Consider the following 19,405-nt stretch of genomic DNA (forward strand, 5'->3'; position numbering starts at 1 on the left):
GTGCACCTTCCCCGGTACCAGGTCAGCAGCGGGCGGACAGGGACCTGACGGCATCCGCTGCATTTCCCCCCGAGTCGCCCACGGAAAACGGGCACCGAGAAAGGGGGAGGGGACATGACGGCACCCGAGCACGTCCCGGTGCTGCTCGATCGCATCGTCGAGCTGTTCGCTCCCGTGTTCGCCGACCGCGACGCGATCCTCGTGGACGCGACCGTCGGGCTCGGCGGGCACTCCGACGCCATCCTCGAAGCCTTCCCGCGCCTGCGCCTGGTCGCTCTCGACCGGGACCCGGCCGCGCTGGAGAAGTCCGCCGAACGCCTGGCCCGCCACGGCGACCGCGTCGACTTCGTGCACACGATCTACGACGAGCTGCCCGAGGCGCTGGCCGGGCTGGGACTGTCCCGTGTGGACGGCATCCTGTTCGACCTCGGCGTCTCCTCGATGCAGCTGGACCGCGCCGAGCGCGGGTTCGCCTACTCGAAGGACGCGCCGCTCGACATGCGGATGGACCCGACGACCGGGTTCACCGCCGCCGACGTCCTCAACACCTACGCCCCCGGCGAGCTGATCCGGATCCTGCGCGACTACGGCGAGGAACGGTTCGCGCAGCGGATCGTCCGGTCGGTCGTGAACGCCCGCGAGAAGGAGCCGTTCACGATGAGCGGGCGCCTGGTCGAGCTGCTCTACGACGCCGTCCCGGCGGCGAGCAGGCGGACCGGCGGGCACCCGGCCAAGCGGACGTTCCAGGCGCTGCGGATCGAGGTCAACGGCGAGCTCGAAGTGCTGCGCCGGGCCATGCCCGCCGCGTTGCGCGCGCTCGCCGTCGGCGGCCGGATCGTCGTCGAGTCCTACCAGTCACTGGAAGACCGGCTGGTCAAGCAGGCACTGGCCGAGCTCGCGAAGTCCCGCACGCCGGAAGGACTTCCCGTGGAGCTGCCGGGGCACGGACCGGAGCTGAAGCTCCTGACCCGAGGGGCCGAAAAGGCCGGCGAAGAGGAGACCGAACACAACCCGCGCGCCGCTTCGGTGCGGTTGCGGGCCGCCGAGAGGATCGGAGAGCCGCGATGACCGCTCCCACGAAGCGCCGGGCCGGCGGGCCCGCGACGCGCAAGCGTGACAGTAGTGTCGCGCGCGGGACCACCGTCGAGGTGGAAACCGAGCCGAAGACCGACGAGCCGGGCCAGGCCGCGCCCCGGCGCGCGTCACGCGGGCGGACGTCCGCGGCCGAGCGCGCCTACGCCCGCCGCGCCCAGCGCGCCGACCTGCTGAAGGAACGCGAGCCCCGTACCGCGCCGAAGGCGAAGCCGGCGGAGCGCCGGGAGGACGTGCCCAAGCCCAAGCTGAAGCTCCGGCTGCCGAAGTCGCGGGCGTCGTTCGTGCTGCTCATGATGGCGCTGCTGGCCGCCGGCGTGGCGACCACGCTGTGGCTGACCACGCAGGCGATCGCCGACTCCTACCGCCTCGAGCAGCTGCGCACCACCAACTCGAACCTGGCGGAGACGAAGGAGCAGCTGCAGCGCGACGTCGCCAAGGCCGAGTCGCCCGCGTCGCTGGCCCCCGCGGCCCAGCAGCTGGGCATGGTGCCCGGTGGCGACCCGGCGCGGATCCTCGTCGGGCCCGACGGGAAGACGTCGCTGGTCGGCGAGCCCAAGAAGGCCAAGGCGGACACCCCGGCGGTGCCGGCCGCGCCGCCGGCCGCCCCCGCCGCGGGCACGCAGTCGCAGCAGGGCGCGCCGATCGAGGGTGACCAGCCCGCGGTGCCCGCCGAAGACCAGCCGGCGCCGCCGCCGGCCCAGCCCGGGGGTCAGTGATGGCCGCGAGCCGGGGCGGCCAGGCCCGGGCGCGCAACGCGGGCAGCGCGCGGCGGACCTACGCCGCCGGGACCCGCAGCGCGGCCGCGAGCCGGGGCAACGGCGGCCACCGCAGCCGGTTCTCCGCGGTGCGCCTCATCCTGGTCGCCGTGCTCGTCGTCGCGGGCGCGAAACTGGTGCAGGTGCAGTGGTTCGAGGCCGGCGAGCTGTCGCTGGCCGCGGAGAAGCAGCGCACCCAGACCATCGACATCCCGGCCCAGCGCGGGTCCATTGTGGACCGCAACGGCGCCAAGCTGGCGTTCAGCGTCGAGGTCCGCACGCTGTCGGTGAACCTCAAGGCGTTCCACAAGAGCATGGACGACCTGGCCGTGAAGACCCCCGGCACGAAGAAGACGTTCGACACCGAGACCGCCGCGGCCGCGAAGTACATCGCCGCGAAGGTGCCGAGCCAGCTCACCGAGCAGCAGCTGCTGGACCTGTTCCACAAGCAGGCGTCCTTCACCTACCTGGAGAACAACGTCGAGCCGTCGGTCGCCGCCGACATCGTCAAGCAGTTCCCCTGGATCGGCGTCGAGAAGCGCGCGCTGCGCGAGTACCCGGGCGGCAGCCTCGCCTCCAACATCGTCGGCGCCGCGAACTGGCGCTCCGACGACCCGGTCGTCTCCAAGCACAACCTGCACGGCCTGGTCGGGCTGGAACTGGTCCGCGACAACGACCTGGCGGGCACGCCGGGGCGGATGCTGGTCAACACCAAGAACGGCAGCGACAACGTCGTCATCCCGGGTACCGAGCGCGACCTGCAGGCCGCCGTCCCGGGGTCGGACCTCGAGCTGACCATCGACTCCGACCTGCAGTACGAGGTGCAGCGGCAGCTGACGGACTACGTCCAGCAGTCGCACGCCAAGGGCGGGCAGGCCGTGGTCATGGACGCGAAGACCGGCGAGGTCTACGCGCTGGCCAACGACAAGTCGTTCGACCCCAACGACCAGTCGACGTGGACGACCGACGACCTGGCCAACCCCGCGGTCACCACGCCGTTCGAACCCGGCTCGGTGAACAAGATCGTCACCGCCACCGGGGCGATCGAGTACGGCGTCGCGACGCCGGAGTCGACCACCGCGGTGCCCGGCGCGCTGCAGATCGCCGACAAGACGGTGCACGACGCCTGGACCCACGGCACGCAGAACTTCACCACCGCCGGGATCTTCGCCAAGTCGTCCAACATCGGCACGCTGCTGCTGGCGCAGAAGATCGGCCCGGACCGCTACTCGGACCTGCTCAAGAAGTTCGGGCTCGGCCAGCGCACCGGCGTCGGCCTGCCCGGCGAGAGCGCGGGTGTGGTGCCGGCGCAGAGCCAGTGGTCGGCGACCACGTTCGGCAACCTGCCGATCGGGCAGGGCCTGTCGATGACCGTGCTGCAGATGGCCGGGATGTACCAGGCGATCGCGAACGACGGCCTGCGCGTCGAACCGCGGATCGTCAAGGCGAAGGTGAACCCGGACGGCACCACGGTGCCCGAGCCGGCGCCGAAGTCGGTGCAGGTGGTTCCCGCGCCGACGGCGAAGACGGTGCGCGACATGATGCGCGCGGTCGCGCAGAACGGAAAGGGCCTGCAGAAGGGCACCGCGCCGACGGCGGCGGTCGAGGGGTACCAGATCTCCGGCAAGACCGGCACCGGCCAGCAGGTCGACCCGCGGACGAAGGCCTACAGCGACCACCTCTACAACATCACCTTCGCCGGCATCCTGCCCGCCGACCACCCGCGGTTCGTCGTCGGCATCCGGCTGGACGCGCCGGACACCACGCTGCCGGTGGGCCACTCCGCCGCGCCGCTGTTCCACACCATCGCCTCGTACCTGACGCAGCGGTTCCAGATCCCGCTGTCCGACGGCCCGGCGCCGGAGGTCCCGCTCATCGAACCGTGAGCACAGTCCGTGAAAGCCCCCTCACCGCGGTGAGGGGGCTTTTCCGCGCTCACCGTCCACATCGGCCCCGCGCATGCGGGAAACTGTTGCGCCGCAAGAGGGTCTGCCGGCGCGTCTAGCACATGTGCCGGGCGCGCACGCAATCGCCGTACCGCGTGAGGGCCCCCGAACCGGCCGCCGGTAGCCTCTTGGCCGTGTCCGTGTCCTCGTCCAGTTCCCCGGTGCCGGAAAGCCCGGTGAAAGCGGTCCCCGCACCGCCGCGCCCGGCGCGCATCGTCCCGGTCCCGCTGGCGACGCTGCTCGCCAGGGCGGACGCCCGCCTGATCGCCGACTCGCCCGACGCCGCCGACCTCACCGTCACCGGCACCACGCTGCGGGCCCAGCACGTGCTGCCCGGCGACCTGTTCGCCGCGCTGCCCGGCGCCCGCGCGCACGGCGCCGACTTCAGCGACCAGGCCGTCGCCGCCGGGGCCGTCGCGGTCCTCACCGACGCCGCGGGCGCCGAGCGGCCCGCGCTGCGCGACGCCGGCGTCCCGATCCTCGTGCACGCCGACCCGCGCGCCGCCCTCGGCGAGATCGCCGCCTGGATCTACGGCGAGCCGTCGCTGCGGCTGTCCGTGCTCGGCGTCACCGGCACCTCCGGCAAGACCACGACGTCCTACCTGGTCGACGCCGGGCTCGAGGCCGCCGGGCTGACCACCGGCATGATCGGCACCGTCGAGACCCGGATCGCCGGCGAACGGCTGGTCAGCGGGTTCACCACGCCGGAGGCCCCGGACCTGCAGGCGCTGCTCGCGGTGATGCTGGAGCGCGGCGTGACGCACGTGGCGATGGAGGTCTCCAGCCACGCGCTCGCGCTCGGCCGGGCCAACGGCACCCGGTTCACCGTCGGCGCGTTCACCAACCTCTCCCAGGACCACCTGGACTTCCACAAGGACATGCAGGAGTACTTCGCCGCGAAGGCGCTGCTGTTCGACGGCCGCTCGACCACCGAGGTCGTCGTGGTCGACAGCGCGTGGGGACAGGCCCTGCTCACGCCGCAGACGGTCACCGTGACCACGGATCCCGGCACCGACGCCGCGTGGAAGGCCACCGACCTCGAAGCCACCCCGCACGGCGAGCAGACGTTCACCCTGCACGGCCCGGACGGCGTCAGCGCGCCCGCCCGGATCCCGCTGCCGGGCGAGTTCAACGTCGCCAACGCCGTGCTCGCCGCCGCGATCCTGAGCACCGCCGGGGTCGGCCTGGAGCACATCGTCGCCGGGCTCGCCCGGGTGCAGGTGCCGGGCCGGATGGAGCGGGTGCACGTCGGCCAGGAGTTCACCGCCGTCGTCGACTACGCCCACAAGCCGGCCGCGGTCGCGCAGGGCCTGGACGCGCTGCGCGCCCGCACCGACGGCCGGATCATCACCGTGCTCGGCTGCGGCGGCGACCGGGACACCGCGAAGCGCCCGATGATGGGCGAGGCGGCGGCCCGCCGCAGCGACGTCCTGATCGTCACCGACGACAACCCGCGCTCCGAGGACCCCGCGGCCATCCGCGCGGCGATGCTGGCCGGCGCCCGCGGGGTCGGCCCGGCCGAGGGCGGCGAGATCGCCGAGATCGGCGACCGCCGCGAGGCCATCGCGCGCGCCGTCGCGCTCGCCGGCCCGGGCGACATCGTTTTCCTCGCCGGCAAGGGGCACGAGACCGGCCAGGAGGCCGGCGGCGTCGTGCACCCGTTCTCCGACCGCGACGAGCTGGCCGCGGCCATCCGCAACAAACTCGAGGTGAGTGTGTGATCGTGCTCAGCCTGGCCGAGATCGCCGACGTCGTCGGCGGCCGGCTGCACCGCGCCGACCCGGGCGCCCAGGTGACCGGCAGCGTGGAGTTCGACACCCGGAAGCTCGTCCCCGGTGGCCTGTTCGTCGCCCTGCCGGGGGAGAAGGTCGACGGCCACGACTTCGCGGCGAAGGCCGTCGAGTCCGGTGCCGTCGCCGTGCTGGCCGCCCGGGAGGTCGACGCGCCCGCGATCGTCGTGCCTCCATTGGGGGCGGGGGAGGCCCACGAGCGGTCGGTCGCGCTGACCGGCGACCAGGACGGCTCCGGCGCGGCAGTGCTGGGCGCGCTCGCGAAGCTCGCCCGTTACGTCGTGCAGCGCCTGGCCGAGGGCAACCTGACCGTCGTCGGCGTCACCGGCTCGTCGGGCAAGACGTCCACCAAGGACGTCATCGCGCAGCTGCTCGAGCCGCTCGGCCCGACGGTCGCGCCGCCCGGGTCGTTCAACAACGAGCTGGGTCACCCCTGGACCGCCCTGCGGGCCGACGCGAGCACCCGGCACCTGGTGCTGGAACTGTCCGCGCGCGGGCCGGGGCACATCGCCCACCTCGCCGAGATCGCCCCGCCGAAGATCGGCGTGGTGCTCAACGTCGGCTCCGCGCACGTCGGCGAGTTCGGCTCCCGCGAAGGCATCGCGAAGACCAAGGGCGAGCTGGTCGAGGCGCTGCCCGAAGACGGCGTCGCGGTCCTCAACCTGGACGACCCGCTGGTCGCGGCCATGGCGAGCCGGACGAAGGCCCGCGTGGTGTTCGTCGGCGAGACCGCGTCCGCCCACATCCGCGCGGAGCGCATCACCCTCGACGACGAGGCCCGCGCTTCCTTCCGGCTGGTCACCCCGGCCGGTGACGCCGACGTCACGCTCCCGCTGCACGGCGAGCACCACGTCGGCAACGCGCTGTCCGCCGCGGCGGTCGCCCTCGAACTGGGCGCGACCCCGGCGGCGATCGCCGCGGGGCTGTCGTCGCTCGAACGGCGGTCCGCGCGGCGCATGGAGGTCGTCACCCGCGCCGACGGCGTCACGGTCCTCAACGACTCCTTCAACGCCAACCCCGAGTCGATGCGGGCCGGCCTGAAGGCCCTGGCGGCGATGACGCGCGAGAGCGGCCGCCGGTCCTGGGCCGTGCTCGGCGTGATGGGCGAGCTCGGCGCGGACACGATCCCCGCGCACGACGAGATCGGCCGGCTCGTCGTGCGGCTCAACATCGCCAAGCTCGTCGTGATCGGCCCGGAGGCGGCGGCCATGCACCAGGGGGCCACCCAGGAGGGCTCCTGGGGCGAGGAAGCGAAGCTGGTACCCGACGTCGAGGCCGCCGCCGCCCTGCTGCATGATCAGCTCCGTCCCGGGGACGTGGTGCTGGTCAAGGCCTCCAAAGCCGCCGGTCTCTGGCGGGTGGCCGAAGCTCTGCTCGACCCCGGGAACTCCCCCCAAGACAACCGAGAACGCTCGAACGGTGGTGACGCGTGATCAGCATCCTGATCGCGGCCGCTGCGGGCCTGCTGGTCTCCATCCTGCTCACGCCCTACCTGATCCGGGTCTTCTCCCGGCAGGGCTTCGGCCAGGAGATCCGCGAGGAAGGCCCCCAGGGACACAAGTCCAAGCGCGGTACCCCGACCATGGGCGGTGTCGCGATCATCATCGCGATGGTCGTCGGGTACTTCGCCGCGCACCTGATCAACTGGATGTTCAACGCCCGCAGCGGCGCGCCGACGGTCTCCGGGCTGCTCGTGCTGATGCTCGCGGTCGGCCTGGGCGTCGTCGGGTTCCTCGACGACTTCATCAAGATCCGCAAGCAGCGCAACCTCGGGCTGAACAAGACCGCGAAGCTGGTCGGCCAGCTCGTGGTCACCATCGCCTTCGCGGTCCTGGCCCTGAACTTCCCGAACGAGCAGGGCATCACGCCGGCGTCGGAGAGCCTCTCCTACGCCCGTGACCTCGCGCTGATCACCTTCCCGTCGGTGATCTTCGTGATCTTCTGCTACATCGTGATCTCCGGCTGGTCGAACGCGGTGAACTTCACCGACGGCCTCGACGGCCTGGCCGGCGGCGCGGCGGCGATGGTGCTGGCCACCTACGTGGTCATCTCCTTCTGGCAGGAGCGGCTTTCCTGCGCGAACGGCCCGGCGGCCGCCTGTTACGACGTCCGAGATCCACTCGACCTGGCGGTGGTCGCCGCGGCGGCGGCCGGCGCGTGCGTCGGGTTCCTCTGGTGGAACGCGGCCCCGGCGAAGATCTTCATGGGCGACACCGGCTCGCTGGCCCTCGGCGGCCTGGTCGCCGGGCTGTCGATGACCACCCGCACCGAGCTGCTCGCCATCGTCATCGGCGGCCTGTTCATGGTCGAGATGATCTCGGTGGTCGCGCAGATCGCGGTGTTCCGGACCACCCGGCGAAGACTGTTCCGGATGGCCCCCTTCCACCACCACTTCGAACTGGCCGGGTGGGCCGAAACCACGGTGATCATCCGGTTCTGGCTGTTGTCGGCGATCTGCTGCATGTTCGGCCTCGGCCTGTTCTACAGCGAGCAGCTCGGAGGCTGACGTGGAGATCGACGGTCGTCACGTCCTGGTCGCCGGTGCCGGTGTGACCGGCAAGTCGATCGTTCCCGTGCTGGTCGAGCTGGGCGCGCGCGTCACCGTCACGGACGGCAACGCCGAGCGCCTGGCCGAGCTCGAGGGCCTGGGCGCCGAGCTGGTGCCCGGGCTGACCGAGCCGCCGTCCGACGTCGTCCTCGTCGTCACCAGCCCCGGCTGGCGCCCGACGTCGCCGCTGCTGGTGGCCGCGGCCGAGGCGGGCGTCGAGGTGATCGGCGACGTCGAGCTGGCCTGGCGGGTCGGGCAGCTGCGCGAGCACCCGCCGTCGTGGCTGGTCGTCACCGGCACCAACGGCAAGACGACCACCGCGGGCATGCTCGAGTCGATCCTGCGGGCCGCCGGCGCCCACGCCGTGGCCTGCGGGAACATCGGCTACGCGGCGCTCGACGCCGTCCAGGCCGGGTACACCGTGCTGGCCGTGGAGCTGTCGAGCTTCCAGCTGCACTGGTCCTCGACCCTCGCCCCGGACGCCGCCGTCGTGCTGAACCTCGCCGAGGACCACATCGACTGGCACGGCTCGATGGACGACTACGGCGCCGCCAAGGGCCGCGCGTACGCCAACGCCAAGGTCGTGGTGCACAACGCCGACGACGAGTGGTCGAAGCGGATCGCCGACGAGCACGCGCCCGAGGGCGCCCGCCGCGTCGCGTTCCGGCTGGACACGCCGTTCGCCGGCGAGCTCGGCCTGGTCGAGGACCTGCTGGTCGACCGCGCCTTCACCGCCGACCCGGCGGTCAGCGCCGAGGAGCTGGCCACGATCGCCGACGTCCGCCCGGCCGGCCCGCACAACGTCTCGAACGCGCTGGCCGCGGCCGCGCTGGCCCGCGCCCACGGCGTCACGCCCGACGCCGTGCTGAAGGGCCTGCGCGACTACCAGCCGGCGCCGCACCGGGCCGTCGAGGTCGCCGAGGTCGCCGGCATCCGGTACGTCAACGACTCGAAGGCGACCAACCCGCACGCGGCCGCCGGGTCGCTGCGCGCGCACGAGAGCATCGTGTGGATCGCCGGCGGCCAGCTCAAGGGCGCCTCGGTGGACGAACTGGTGAGCAGCATCGCAGGCCGCCTGCGCGGAGTCGTGCTACTCGGGGTGGATTCACCCGTGATCGCCGCCGCGGTTGCGCGACACGCGCCGGATGTCCCGGTGAACAGCCTCCATCCGGGTGACCATGAACCCATGACTGCGGCGGTGAGTGCGGCCAGCGCGATGGCCCGGCCAGGTGACGTGGTGCTGCTCGCACCCGCCGCGGCGTCGTTGGACATGTTCCGCAATTACGGTGAGCGCGGCGACGCGTTCGCCGCCGCGGTGCGCGTCCTCCACGACGACGCAGCGGGGGCGCCGAGTGACGGCAGTTGAGCAGGCCAAGAAACGGCAGCCACCGCCGAAGCGGCCGCGCCGGGAGCGCAAGGAGAGCGGCTTCGTCGTCTTCCGGACCGCGCTGACCGCGTGGCTCTCGCGCCCGCTGGCGTCCTTCCACCTCGTGCTCGCCCTCACCGGCGTGCTCACCGTGATCGGCATCGTCATGGTGCTCTCGGCGTCGTCGGTCGGCTCGTACGACCCGAAGACCGGCAGCGGCGTGTACGCGCTGTTCACCAAGCACCTGGTCTTCGTCGCGCTCGGCGGCGTCGTGTTCTGGGTGGGCATGCGGGTCAAGCTCGAGCGGATCCGGCGGATGTCGGCCACCGCCACGGTCGTCTGCCTCGGCCTGCTGGTCCTGGTCCTGACCCCGCTGGGCTCGACCGTGAACGGCTCGCAGGGCTGGTTCCGGATCGGCGACTTCACCTTCCAGCCGGTCGAGGCCGCGAAGGTCGCGCTCGCGTTCTGGGGCGCGCACATCCTGGTGATCAAGTACAACGTGATCCACCAGTGGCGGCACCTGCTGGTGCCCGTGGTGCCGATCGCGCTGCTGATGTTCGCCCTGGTCATGCTGCAGCCCGACTTGGGCGGCACGGTCACCCTCGCCGTGGTGCTGCTGGCCCTGCTCTGGTTCGCCGGTGCGCCGAAACGGCTGTTCGGCGTCATCCTCGCGGGCGGCCTGGCCGGCGTCCTCGTGCTCGCGCTGATCGCGCCCTACCGCCTCGCGCGCGTCATGTCGTTCCTCTCGCCGGACCCCGACACCAGCGCCGCCGGCTTCCAGGCCAACCAGGCCAAGCTCGCGCTCGCCGACGGCGGGTTCCTCGGCAAGGGGCTCGGCCAGGGCGCGTCCAACTGGGGCTACCTGCCGAACGTGCAGAACGACTTCATCTTCGCCCTGATCGGCGAGGAGCTCGGGCTGGTCGGCTGCGTCGTCGTGCTCGCCCTGTTCGGCGGGGTCGCCGTCGTGGGCCTGCGGATCGCCACCCGCAACATCGACCCGTGGATCCGGATCGTCTCCGGCACGCTCACCGTGTTCCTCGTGGCGCAGGCCGGCATCAACATCGGCTACGTCGTCGGCCTGCTGCCCGTCACCGGCGTCACGCTGCCGCTGATCTCCTACGGCGGCACCTCGCTGGTGATCACCATGCTCATCATGGGCGTGCTCGCGAACGCCGCCCGGCACGAACCGGAGGCGGTGGCCGCGCTGCGGACACAGGGGCCGGGTAAATTCGGACGTCTGCTGCGGCTGCCCGCGCCCGACCCGTACCGCCCGCCCGCCACGCGCAAGGGGGCGGCGCGCGCCGGGGCGAAGGCGGCCAGGCCCGCGCCCCGTGCGGCGCGGCCCGCCCCGGCGCAGGAACGGCGCAAGTCGGTCCGCGAGCCGGTGCGCCGCAGCGCGGCACGGACGAGCACGGCCACGTCTCGCGGGGCCGCGCGGACAACAGCGAGCCGTGGTACCCGGAGTACCGCGAACCGGAGAGGTCATTGGTGAGTAAGCCCGTCAAGGGAACCGAGCGAACCGTCGCGGGCAAAGCACCCGTGGTCGTGGTCGCCGGTGGTGGCACCGCAGGACACATCGAACCCGCCCTCGCCCTGGCCGACGCCGTCATGCGGCTGCGCCCGGACGCGACGGTCGTCGCGCTCGGCACCGAGCGCGGCCTCGAGAACAAGCTCGTCCCGGCCCGCGGGTACACCCTCGAGCTGATCCCGCCGGTCCCGCTGCCCCGCAAGCCCACGCCGGAGCTGCTGCGGCTGCCCCTGAAGGTCCGCGACTCGGTGCGCAGGACCCGCGAGGTCCTGGAGCGGGTCGGCGCGGACGTCGTCGTCGGCTTCGGCGGCTACGTCGCCCTCCCGGCCTACCTGGCCGCGCGCGGGCGCACCCCGATCGTCGTGCACGAGGCCAACCAGTCGCCGGGCCTGGCGAACAAGGTCGGCGCCCGGTTCGCCGCGCGCGTCGCGGTCGCCGTCCCCGGCACGCCGCTGCCCAAGGCCGAGGTCGTCGGGATCCCGCTGCGGCGGTCGATCACCTCCCTCGACCGCGCCGCGCTGCGCGCCGAGGCCCGCGAGTACTTCGGGCTGGACCCGGACGCGCCGACGCTGCTGGTGTTCGGCGGCTCGCAGGGCGCGCAGTCGATCAACAGCGCGGTGTCCGGCGCGGCGAAGGAGCTGGCCGACGCCGGCATCGGCGTGCTGCACGCGCACGGCCCGAAGAACACCCTGGTCGTGCAGGAGTTCCCGGGGAAGCCGGCGTACGTGCCGGTGCCCTACCTGGAGCGGATGGACCTGGCCTACGCGGCGGCCGACGTCGCCGTGTGCCGCTCGGGCGCGATGACCGTCGCCGAGGTGACGGCGGTCGGTCTGCCCGCGGTGTTCGTCCCGCTGCCGCACGGCAACGGCGAGCAGGCCACCAACGCCCGCCCCGCCGTCACGGCCGGCGCGGCGCTGATGGTCGAGGACGCCGACCTCACCGCGGCGAAGATCGCCGAACTGGTCGTCCCGCTGACCGTCGACGCCGACCGGGTCGCCAAGATGGGCGCCGCCGCGGTCGGCATGGGCCACCGCGAGGCCGACGAGCTGCTCGCCAAGATCGTCCTGGAGGCCGCAGGTGCCTGAGCTCCCCGAAGAACTGCGTCGCGCGCACCTGATCGGGATCGGCGGTGCCGGCATGTCCGGGATCGCGCGGATCCTGCTGGCCCGCGGGGCTTTCGTGTCCGGTTCGGACGCCAAGGAGTCGCGCGCGCTGCTGTCGCTGCGGGCCCAGGGCGCCGAGCTGTTCATCGGCCAGGCCGCGTCGAACCTCGACGAGCTGGCCGAACGGCCGTCCGCGGTCGTCGTCTCGACGGCGATCAAGGAGACCAACCCCGAGCTGGCCGCGGCCCGCGCCGCCGGCATCCCGGTGCTGCACCGGGCGCAGGCGCTGGCCGGGCTGATGGAAGGCCATCGCGTCGCCTGCATCGCGGGCACGCACGGCAAGACGTCGACGACGTCGATGCTCACCGTGGCGCTGCAGCACTGCCGGCTCGACCCGTCGTTCGCCATCGGCGGCGACCTCAACGAGTCCGGCGCCAACGCCCACCACGGCGAGGGCGGCGTCTTCGTCGCCGAGGCCGACGAGAGCGACGGCTCGTTCCTGACCTACTCGCCGTCGGTCGCCGTCGTGACCAACGTCGAGCCGGACCACCTGGACCACCACGGCACCGCCGAGGCCTACACCAAGGTGTTCACCGAGTTCGTCGGCCGGATCGTGCCGGGCGGGCTGCTGATCGTCTGCGGTGACGACCCCGCGGCCGACGAGCTGGGCGACCAGGCCGCGGAGCTGGGCGTCCGCGTCCGGCGCTACGGCCGCACGGTCACCGGTGAGGGCGACGCCCGCATCCTCGACTACACGCCGGCCCCGGACGGCGGCGTCGTCCGGCTGGATCTGGACGGTGCGGAGCTGTCCGTCCGGGTCGCGGTGCCGGGGGAGCACATGGCGCTCAACGCGGTCGCCGCGCTGCTCGCCGGGCTCGAGCTGGGCGCCCCCGCGGCCGAACTGGCCGACGGGCTCGCCGCGTTCGGCGGCGTGCGCCGCCGGTTCGAGTTCAAGGGCCGCTCCGGCGACGTCCGCGTCTACGACGACTACGCCCACCACCCGACCGAGGTGGCCGCGCAGCTGCGCGCGGTGCGGACCGCGGCCGGGACCGGCCGGGTCGTCGTCGTGTTCCAGCCGCACCTGTACTCGCGGACCAAGCTGTTCTCGGCGGAGTTCGCTTCGGCTTTGTCCCTGGCGGACGAAGTGGTCGTGCTGGACGTCTACGGCGCGCGCGAAGAGCCGGAGCCGGGCGTCAACGGCGCGCTGATCGCGGACGCGGTGACGGTGCCGGTGCACTACGAGCCCGCGTTCGACGTCGCGGCCGAACTGGTCGCCGGGCTGGTGAAGGGCCACGACCTCGTCGTCACCATGGGCGCCGGCGACGTCACGCAGCTGGGCCCGGAGATCCTCGCCGAGCTGGACAAGCGCTGACGCCATGAGTTCGACCAGCCAGCGCCGCCGTCCGTCCGAAGAGGACGAGCGGGATCGCGCTGCCCTGGCCCGGGAGCGGCGCGGCCGGCGGTCCGAAGAGGAACGCCGGCGGACCCGCGCCGCCTCCACGCGGCCGCAGGCCCGGGCCCGCGCCACCCGCCCGAACCGGCGCGTCGAGATCCGGCGCCGCTGGGTCGCGCTGCTGAGCGTGCTGACGTTGGTCGCGCTGGTCTACCTGCTGTTCTTCAGCTCGATGCTCGGCGCGAAGGACGTCTCGGTCACGGGTTCGCGCACGGTGACGGCCGACCAGATCCGCGCGATGGCGGCGGTCCCGCTCGACAAGCCCCTGCTGCGGCTGAGCACCGACGAGATCCGCGACCGGGTGGCGGGCATGCCGGGCATCGCCACGGTCGAGGTGTCGCGCTCGTGGCCGAACACGGTCGACATCACGGTGACCGAGCGCACGGCGATCGCGTTCTTCGACAGCGGCCCGGGCGGCGACGGCGTCCACCTGGTCGACGGCGGCGGAGTCGTCTTCAAGACGGTCCCGGCCCGCCCGGCGGGCTTGCCGGAGCTGAAGCTGCCCAAGGTCTCGGCGGACGACCCGGTGACCCGGGCGGTGACGGCGGTCCTGGGCGTGATCCCGGAGCAGCTGCTGAAGCAGGTGACAACGGCGACGGCCAAGACCCCGGCGAGCGTGGAGTTCACGCTGTCGAGCGGCAAGATCGTCCGCTGGGGGACCGCGGAGCAGACGGACCGCAAGGCCAAGGTCCTGGCGGCGCTGCTCACCCAAGAGGGCAAGGTCTACGACGTCGCGGCACCCGAGCTGCCGACGATCACGTCCTGATTTCCGCTCGGCCCCTTCCGGAAACTCGTGTGCCCCGAGTTTCCGTATGCCGTACGATCTCGTACGGCATACGAGAACGAGGAGGGCATCATGACGATCCTGGTGACCGGCGCGACCGGCAGCGTCGGACGGCTGGTCGTGGACGAGCTGCTGGCGGCCGGTGCGGACGTGCGCGCGCTGACCGTCGATCCCGCGCGGGCTGCCCTCCCGAAGGAAGCCGAGGTGGTCGTCGGCTCCCTGGCCAGGCCGGACGAGCTGCCGCTGAACGGCGTCGACGCCGTGTACCTGGCTCCGATGGCGCGGACCGTGCGGCGGTTCTGCGAGCTGGCGGCCGACGCGGGCATCGAGCGGGTCGTCGCGTTGTCCGGCAGCAGCATCGGTGATGGGCACGCGGCCTCCAGCGGCAACGCCTACGCCGCCGTCGAAGCGGCGGTCGAGCAGGCCGGGTTCGCGCGGACCTTCCTGCGGCCCGGGTCCTTCATGAACAACACCCTCGACTGGGCCGGCATGGTGCGCGGGAGCGAGGTCGCCATGGCCTACGGCGATTCGACGCAGACGCCGATCGACCTCGGTGACATCGCCGCGGTCGCCGCGCGTGTGCTGACCACCGACGGGCACGTCGGCGCCACCTATGTCCTCAGTGGACCCGAGGCGATCAGCCTGCGCCGGCAGGTCGCGACGCTCGAAGCCGTGCTGGGCAGGGAGGTTCGGTTCCGCGAGCTGACTCCCGGCGAGCAACGCGCGCGGTGGCTCGGCTTCGGCGTCCCGGAAGAGGTCGCCGACTGGCTGCTGACCGGCTTCGAAGCGACCACGCGCACCCCGGAGGTGCCGACCGGCGTCGTCGAAGAACTGCTGGGGCGTCCGGGAACGACCTACGCGGAGTGGGTCGCCGCGCGCCGGGAGCACTTCGCCTGAGGAAACCCGCTCAGATCCAGCCGCGTTCCTTGGCCAGCAACGCGGTCTGGAACCGGTTGGCCGCACCGAGTTTGGCCATCACGTCGGCGACGTGCTTGCGGAACGTCCGCACCGACACGCCCATCTCGCGCGCGCCGAGCTCGTCCTTGTCCGCTTGGCAGAGGATCGCCAGCACCTGCTTCTCGGTGGTGCTCAGCCCGGCGCGCGCGGTCGGGTCGGCGGCGCCCACCGGCGTCGCCTGCCGCCAGACGCGTTCGAACAGGCTCACCATGTTCGCCACCTGCCCCGGCTGGGATACGACGACGGCGCCGCGCTTGCTGTCCTCGGCGTCGATCGGGGCGACGAAGACCGTGCGGTCGAACAGGATCAGCCGTTCGAGCCGGCCGCCTTCGGCCGTGCGGACCTCGGCGCCGTGCGCGCACAGGTCGAGCAGGTACGACCGGGTCCGCTCGTCGTCGAGGATCTCGGCCCGCACCACCGTGCGCATCCGGACGCCGCGGCGCAGGCAGCGCAGGTCGAGCGGCCGCGCGGCCGAGATCGTCTCGGGGCTCCACGGCCCGCTCGGCTGCAGGCCCATGATTTCCCTGCGGGCGAAGAAGGCCAGCTCGTCGAGCTTCTCCCGGACGCGGTCGAGACCCTGGACGTGCTGGACGTCCGGCCGGGTGCCGCGGGGCGCGGCGGCCGTGAAGTCCTCGCACAGCGGGCCGATCCGGCTCCGGCACGCGTCGAGCCGGCCGACCTGGTCCCGCAGCCGGGCGATCTCGAGCGAGATCAGGTTCTCCAGGGCGATCGCCGGGTCGAGCCCCTCGAACGTCTGCGCGTCGACCTGCCGGACCAGCCCGAGCCGGACGAGCTCGCGGACGATCCCGGCGGTTTCCGCGCGGTCGAGGTGCAGGGCTTCGGCGAGACCGGCGGCGGTCATCGTCTTGTCCCGCAGGCAATGGCGGTACGCGCGCTCGGCGGTGGCGTCGAGCCCGAGGTCCGCGAGGGTCATGGATCGCTCCCCTGGGTAGCAGCCCAAGGGCGTACGGTAGCAGTTTCGCGATACCCGGACAGCGGCCATGCGCTGACAAGAACGGGGGAAATTCGCCGGGCTGCGGTGACTTTGCGTCAGCGCCGGGTGCGGGTCATCCCGGCGAGGGCGAGCAGTGGCAGCACCCCGGCGAACACGGCGACCGCCGTCCAGCCGCCGAGGTGGTAGGCGATCGAGCCGGCCTGCGAACCGATGGCGCCGCCGACGAAGAACGTCGCCAGGTAGATGCTGTTGATCCGGGCGCGCGCCGACGGGTCGAGCTGGTAGATCGTGTGCTGGCCGACGACCAGGGTGGCCTGCACCGCCGCGTCGATCGCGATCGCGGCGATGGCCAGCAGGACGACGCTGTGCGCACCGAGCCCGGCGACCGCGAACGCGGCCGCGCACACGATGAACGCGGTCGTGGTGAGCCGGGCGCCGTGCCCGTGGTCGGCCCAGCGCCCGGCGAGCGGGGCGATCAGCGCGCCACCGGCACCGGCGAGGGCGAAGAGGCCGACGCCCAGCTGGGAGTAGTTGAACGGCGGGGCGGTCAGCACGAACGCGATCGTCGTCCAGAAGGCGCTGAACGCGCCGTACATCGCCGACTGGAAGAGCGCGCGGTGGCGCAGCGCGGGGTGTTTCCGCACCATCGCCAGGGTCGAGCGGATCAGCTGCCCGTAGCCGACGTCGGTCTTGGGCGCCCGCTTCGGCAGGCTGAACCGCAGCACGACGGCGAGCACGGCCATCGCCACGGCGGAGATGAGGAACACCACGCGCCAGCTGGTGACCTCCGCGAGCAGGCTGGCGATCACGCGCGAGAGCAGGATGCCGAACACGAGCCCGCTCACCACGCGCCCGACGATCCGCCCGCGGATGGCGTCGGGGGCCAGGTCGGCGGCGAACGGGATGAGGATCTGCACGACCACCGACGTCGCCCCGACGAGCAGGGAAGCCAGCAGCAGCACGGCGAACCCGGGTGCGAAGCCGGTGCCGACGAGGCCCGCGCAGGTGACGGCGAGCAGGCTCGAGACGAGCGTGCGGTTCTCCAGCCGGTCGCCGAGCGGGACGAGCAGGAGCATGCCCGCGGCGTACCCGATCTGCGTTGCGGTGACGATCCCGCCGGCGGCGGCCTCGCCGACCCCGAAGGTGTGCCGCAGCTCGGCGAGCAGCGGCTGGGCGTAGTACAGGTTGGCGACCGTCAGTCCACAGGAGACGGCCAGCAACAGCACCAGCCAGCCGGGCGGCGCTTCCTGCTGCGGCTTCGTCTCGGTCATCGTCACCCCTCGGGAACCGGTTTGATCGGTTCCCGGACGGTACCAGTCAAACCGGTTCCCGAGGTATGGTGACGTGCATGACAGAGCGGTTCCGGTCGGGCGCGGGCAGGTTGTGCCTCGATTTCGTGCGCACGCTGCGGTATCGCGGCACGTCCGATGCTACGGAGGAGCTGCCGGACGGCGCTTCCTGGCGTGCGTGGATCGAGGAGTTCGGCAAGTTCGGAGAGGTTGTCGTGCCGGAGGAGTCGGTCCGCGACGCCCGGGTGCTGCGCGAGGCGATCCACGAGCTGGTCTCGGACGGCGCCGCATCGTGCCGCCCGGCGACCCGTCAGCGCCTGAACCGCTTCGCGGTGTCGCCGGTCCCGGCGCCGGCGCTGACCCCGTCGGGCGAACTCCGTTGGCGCGCCGGGGATCCCGCGTCGGCGATGCTCGCGGTGCTGGCCCGCGACGCCCTGGACCTGGTGACCTCCCCGGCGTTCGACCGGATCCGCCACTGCGCGGGCGCGCGCTGCGGGGCGCTGTTCCTGGACACGTCGAGGCCGGGAACGCGCCGGTGGTGCTCGATGGACGTCTGCGGGAACCAGGCGAAGAAGTCGACTTATCGAGCCAAAGCCGCCCACTGACGACGAACGGCCGCCCCGCCGCGCGACAGTTGCCTTCGCCCGCAACACAGGCCCGCTGTGGTTCAGCTCTCGGGGAGACCGGTCTCGAACGGCGAGGGTGCCGGGGCGGATCCCGACCAGGCCGTCGCCGGCTGCCTGGTGTCGATGCCGTCGGCCCGGGCTTCGGCGAACCTGGCGTCGTCATGGTTGTCCAGAGCGCGGGAAGCTCGTCTGAAGAGGCGCACAGCCGCCCACTGACGGCGAACGGCCGCCCCGCCGGAGCGGGACGGCCGTTCACAAACGCCTCAGACGAGTGCCGCGTCCAGGGTGATCGTCGTGCCCGCGAGGGCCTTCGACACCGGGCACGTCTTCTCCGCCGTCTCCGCGTACTCCGCGAACTTCTCCGCGCTCACGCCGGGCAGCGCCGCGCGCAGGGTGATCGCGATGCCGCTGATTTCGAAGCCGCCGCCGGCGGCCGGGCCGAGGGTGACCTCCGCGCTGACGTCGATCGAGTCCGCCGTCAGCTTCTCGGCCTCCAGCACGCCCGACAGGTTCATCGCGAGGCACGACGAGTGCGCCGCGGCGATGAGCTCCTCGGGGCTCGTCTGGCCGTCCGGGTTGCCCGCGCGGGTCGGGAACGAGACGGAGAACGTGCCGGCGTTGGACGAGTCCAGCGTGACCTCGCCCTTCCCCTTCTGCAGTCCGCCGGTCCAGTGGGTGGTCGCGTCACGGCTGGGCATGGGTGCCTCCAGGTGGGTACGCGGCGGCCGACTCCGTCAGCCGCCGCAGGGTTTCGATCAGCTGTCGCCGCTCGGTGTCGTCGAGGCCCAGTGCGCAGCCGATGGCCGGGGGGACGCCGGTGGCGCGCTCGCGCATCGACCGGCCCTCCTCGGTCAGGCCGACCACCACGGTGCGTTCGTCGGCGGGCCGCCGCGTCCGCGTCACCAGTCCGTTGGCCTCGAGTCGTTTGAGCAGCGGGGAAAGCGTGCCGTAGTCCAGGTGCAGCCGTTCGCCGATCTCCTTGACCGGCCGGTCGCCGGACTCCCACAGCACCAGCAGCACCAGGTACTGCGGGTACGTGAGGCCCAGCTCGCCGAGCAGGGGACGGTACGTGTCCGTCACGGCCCGGGACGCCGCGTACAGCGCGAAGCAGGCTTGCTCGTCCAACGAGAACTCATCCGGCACGCCCGCAAACCTAGCCCACGATTACATCGTGCGCAAGGTATTCGACCCGGGAAAGTGTCGGACCCTT

17 protein-coding genes are annotated in these 19,405 nt (G+C 72.5%); 13 read left to right on the top strand and 4 right to left on the bottom strand.

Annotated features, from left to right (window positions below; translation table 11 throughout):
- The first annotated feature begins 114 nt into the window (after positions 1–114).
- From rsmH to OHS58_RS02880, 12 genes are all read left to right on the top strand, one after another.
- Positions 115–1,068, top strand: coding sequence for a 16S rRNA (cytosine(1402)-N(4))-methyltransferase RsmH (rsmH, locus tag OHS58_RS02825; protein ID WP_326951451.1), 954 nt, complete (start codon positions 115–117; stop codon positions 1,066–1,068).
- Positions 1,065–1,811, top strand: coding sequence for a hypothetical protein (locus tag OHS58_RS02830; protein WP_326951450.1), 747 nt, complete (start codon positions 1,065–1,067; stop codon positions 1,809–1,811). Before rsmH ends, OHS58_RS02830 begins: the two co-directional genes overlap by 4 nt.
- Positions 1,811–3,736, top strand: coding sequence for a peptidoglycan D,D-transpeptidase FtsI family protein (locus tag OHS58_RS02835; protein ID WP_326951449.1), 1,926 nt, complete (start codon positions 1,811–1,813; stop codon positions 3,734–3,736). Before OHS58_RS02830 ends, OHS58_RS02835 begins: the two co-directional genes overlap by 1 nt.
- A gap of 236 nt (positions 3,737–3,972) precedes the next feature.
- Positions 3,973–5,517 carry a UDP-N-acetylmuramoyl-L-alanyl-D-glutamate--2,6-diaminopimelate ligase gene (locus OHS58_RS02840; protein WP_328649762.1) on the top strand — a complete coding sequence of 515 codons (1,545 nt, stop codon included), beginning with the start codon at positions 3,973–3,975 and terminating at the stop codon, positions 5,515–5,517.
- Entirely contained in the window at positions 5,514–7,019 is a 1,506-nt protein-coding gene (locus tag OHS58_RS02845) for a UDP-N-acetylmuramoyl-tripeptide--D-alanyl-D-alanine ligase (protein WP_328647029.1), read from the top strand. Before OHS58_RS02840 ends, OHS58_RS02845 begins: the two co-directional genes overlap by 4 nt.
- A complete protein-coding gene (gene mraY, locus OHS58_RS02850; RefSeq protein WP_247054583.1) occupies positions 7,016–8,092 on the top strand; it encodes a phospho-N-acetylmuramoyl-pentapeptide-transferase in 1,077 nt (358 codons plus the stop codon). Before OHS58_RS02845 ends, mraY begins: the two co-directional genes overlap by 4 nt.
- A gap of 1 nt (position 8,093) precedes the next feature.
- Positions 8,094–9,500 (top strand): UDP-N-acetylmuramoyl-L-alanine--D-glutamate ligase, encoded by a 1,407-nt coding sequence (gene murD / locus OHS58_RS02855; protein ID WP_328647030.1) that lies wholly within the window; start codon positions 8,094–8,096, stop codon positions 9,498–9,500.
- The gene (gene ftsW / locus OHS58_RS02860; RefSeq protein ID WP_247054578.1) at positions 9,487–10,992 is read left to right on the top strand and encodes a putative lipid II flippase FtsW; all 1,506 of its coding nucleotides are present in this window, start codon (positions 9,487–9,489) and stop codon (positions 10,990–10,992) included. Before murD ends, ftsW begins: the two co-directional genes overlap by 14 nt.
- Positions 10,989–12,113, top strand: a complete 1,125-nt coding sequence (gene murG, locus OHS58_RS02865) for an undecaprenyldiphospho-muramoylpentapeptide beta-N-acetylglucosaminyltransferase (protein WP_328647031.1) — start codon at positions 10,989–10,991, stop codon at positions 12,111–12,113. Before ftsW ends, murG begins: the two co-directional genes overlap by 4 nt.
- The gene (gene murC / locus OHS58_RS02870) at positions 12,106–13,503 is read left to right on the top strand and encodes a UDP-N-acetylmuramate--L-alanine ligase (protein WP_328647032.1); all 1,398 of its coding nucleotides are present in this window, start codon (positions 12,106–12,108) and stop codon (positions 13,501–13,503) included. Before murG ends, murC begins: the two co-directional genes overlap by 8 nt.
- Before the next feature lie 4 nt (positions 13,504–13,507).
- On the top strand, positions 13,508–14,350 hold the full coding sequence (locus OHS58_RS02875) for a cell division protein FtsQ/DivIB (RefSeq protein ID WP_326951444.1): 843 nt from the start codon (positions 13,508–13,510) through the stop codon (positions 14,348–14,350).
- A gap of 90 nt (positions 14,351–14,440) precedes the next feature.
- The gene (locus tag OHS58_RS02880) at positions 14,441–15,265 is read left to right on the top strand and encodes an NAD(P)H-binding protein (protein ID WP_328647033.1); all 825 of its coding nucleotides are present in this window, start codon (positions 14,441–14,443) and stop codon (positions 15,263–15,265) included.
- Between the two features lie 10 nt (positions 15,266–15,275).
- On the opposite strand, the gene OHS58_RS02885 is transcribed toward OHS58_RS02880, so the two are convergent.
- Positions 15,276–16,259, bottom strand: coding sequence for a LuxR C-terminal-related transcriptional regulator (locus OHS58_RS02885; protein ID WP_328647034.1), 984 nt, complete (start codon positions 16,257–16,259; stop codon positions 15,276–15,278).
- Between the two features lie 116 nt (positions 16,260–16,375).
- Positions 16,376–17,551 carry an MFS transporter gene (locus tag OHS58_RS02890; RefSeq protein ID WP_328647035.1) on the bottom strand — a complete coding sequence of 392 codons (1,176 nt, stop codon included), beginning with the start codon at positions 17,549–17,551 and terminating at the stop codon, positions 16,376–16,378.
- A 77-nt stretch (positions 17,552–17,628) separates the two neighbouring features.
- Between OHS58_RS02890 and OHS58_RS02895 the strand changes: the two genes are divergently transcribed.
- Positions 17,629–18,174: a CGNR zinc finger domain-containing protein gene (locus OHS58_RS02895; RefSeq protein WP_328647036.1), complete on the top strand. Its 546-nt coding sequence runs from the start codon at positions 17,629–17,631 to the stop codon at positions 18,172–18,174.
- Between the two features lie 284 nt (positions 18,175–18,458).
- On the opposite strand, the gene OHS58_RS02900 is transcribed toward OHS58_RS02895, so the two are convergent.
- Together OHS58_RS02900 and OHS58_RS02905 are read right to left on the bottom strand one after the other, a co-directional pair.
- The gene (locus OHS58_RS02900; RefSeq protein ID WP_247054564.1) at positions 18,459–18,893 is read right to left on the bottom strand and encodes an OsmC family peroxiredoxin; all 435 of its coding nucleotides are present in this window, start codon (positions 18,891–18,893) and stop codon (positions 18,459–18,461) included.
- A complete protein-coding gene (locus tag OHS58_RS02905; RefSeq protein ID WP_326951438.1) occupies positions 18,880–19,338 on the bottom strand; it encodes a MarR family winged helix-turn-helix transcriptional regulator in 459 nt (152 codons plus the stop codon). Before OHS58_RS02905 ends, OHS58_RS02900 begins: the two co-directional genes overlap by 14 nt.
- Between the last annotated feature and the right edge of the window lie 67 nt (positions 19,339–19,405).

Origin of the sequence: Amycolatopsis sp. NBC_00348 (assembly GCF_036114655.1) — a bacterium.
GTDB lineage: Bacteria > Actinomycetota > Actinomycetes > Mycobacteriales > Pseudonocardiaceae > Amycolatopsis.

Excerpts from the sequence above, each read along its gene's own strand:
- rsmH (WP_326951451.1), top strand. The coding sequence starts at position 115 with ATGACGGCACCCGAGCACGTCCCGGTGCTGCTCGATCGCATCGTCGAG.
- OHS58_RS02830 (WP_326951450.1), top strand. The coding sequence starts at position 1,065 with ATGACCGCTCCCACGAAGCGCCGGGCCGGCGGGCCCGCGACGCGCAAG.
- OHS58_RS02835 (WP_326951449.1), top strand. The coding sequence starts at position 1,811 with ATGGCCGCGAGCCGGGGCGGCCAGGCCCGGGCGCGCAACGCGGGCAGC.
- OHS58_RS02875 (WP_326951444.1), top strand. The coding sequence starts at position 13,508 with ATGAGTTCGACCAGCCAGCGCCGCCGTCCGTCCGAAGAGGACGAGCGG.
- OHS58_RS02880 (WP_328647033.1), top strand. The coding sequence starts at position 14,441 with ATGACGATCCTGGTGACCGGCGCGACCGGCAGCGTCGGACGGCTGGTC.
- OHS58_RS02885 (WP_328647034.1), bottom strand. The coding sequence starts at position 16,259 with ATGACCCTCGCGGACCTCGGGCTCGACGCCACCGCCGAGCGCGCGTAC.
- OHS58_RS02890 (WP_328647035.1), bottom strand. The coding sequence starts at position 17,551 with ATGACCGAGACGAAGCCGCAGCAGGAAGCGCCGCCCGGCTGGCTGGTG.
- OHS58_RS02895 (WP_328647036.1), top strand. The coding sequence starts at position 17,629 with ATGACAGAGCGGTTCCGGTCGGGCGCGGGCAGGTTGTGCCTCGATTTC.
- OHS58_RS02900 (WP_247054564.1), bottom strand. The coding sequence starts at position 18,893 with ATGCCCAGCCGTGACGCGACCACCCACTGGACCGGCGGACTGCAGAAG.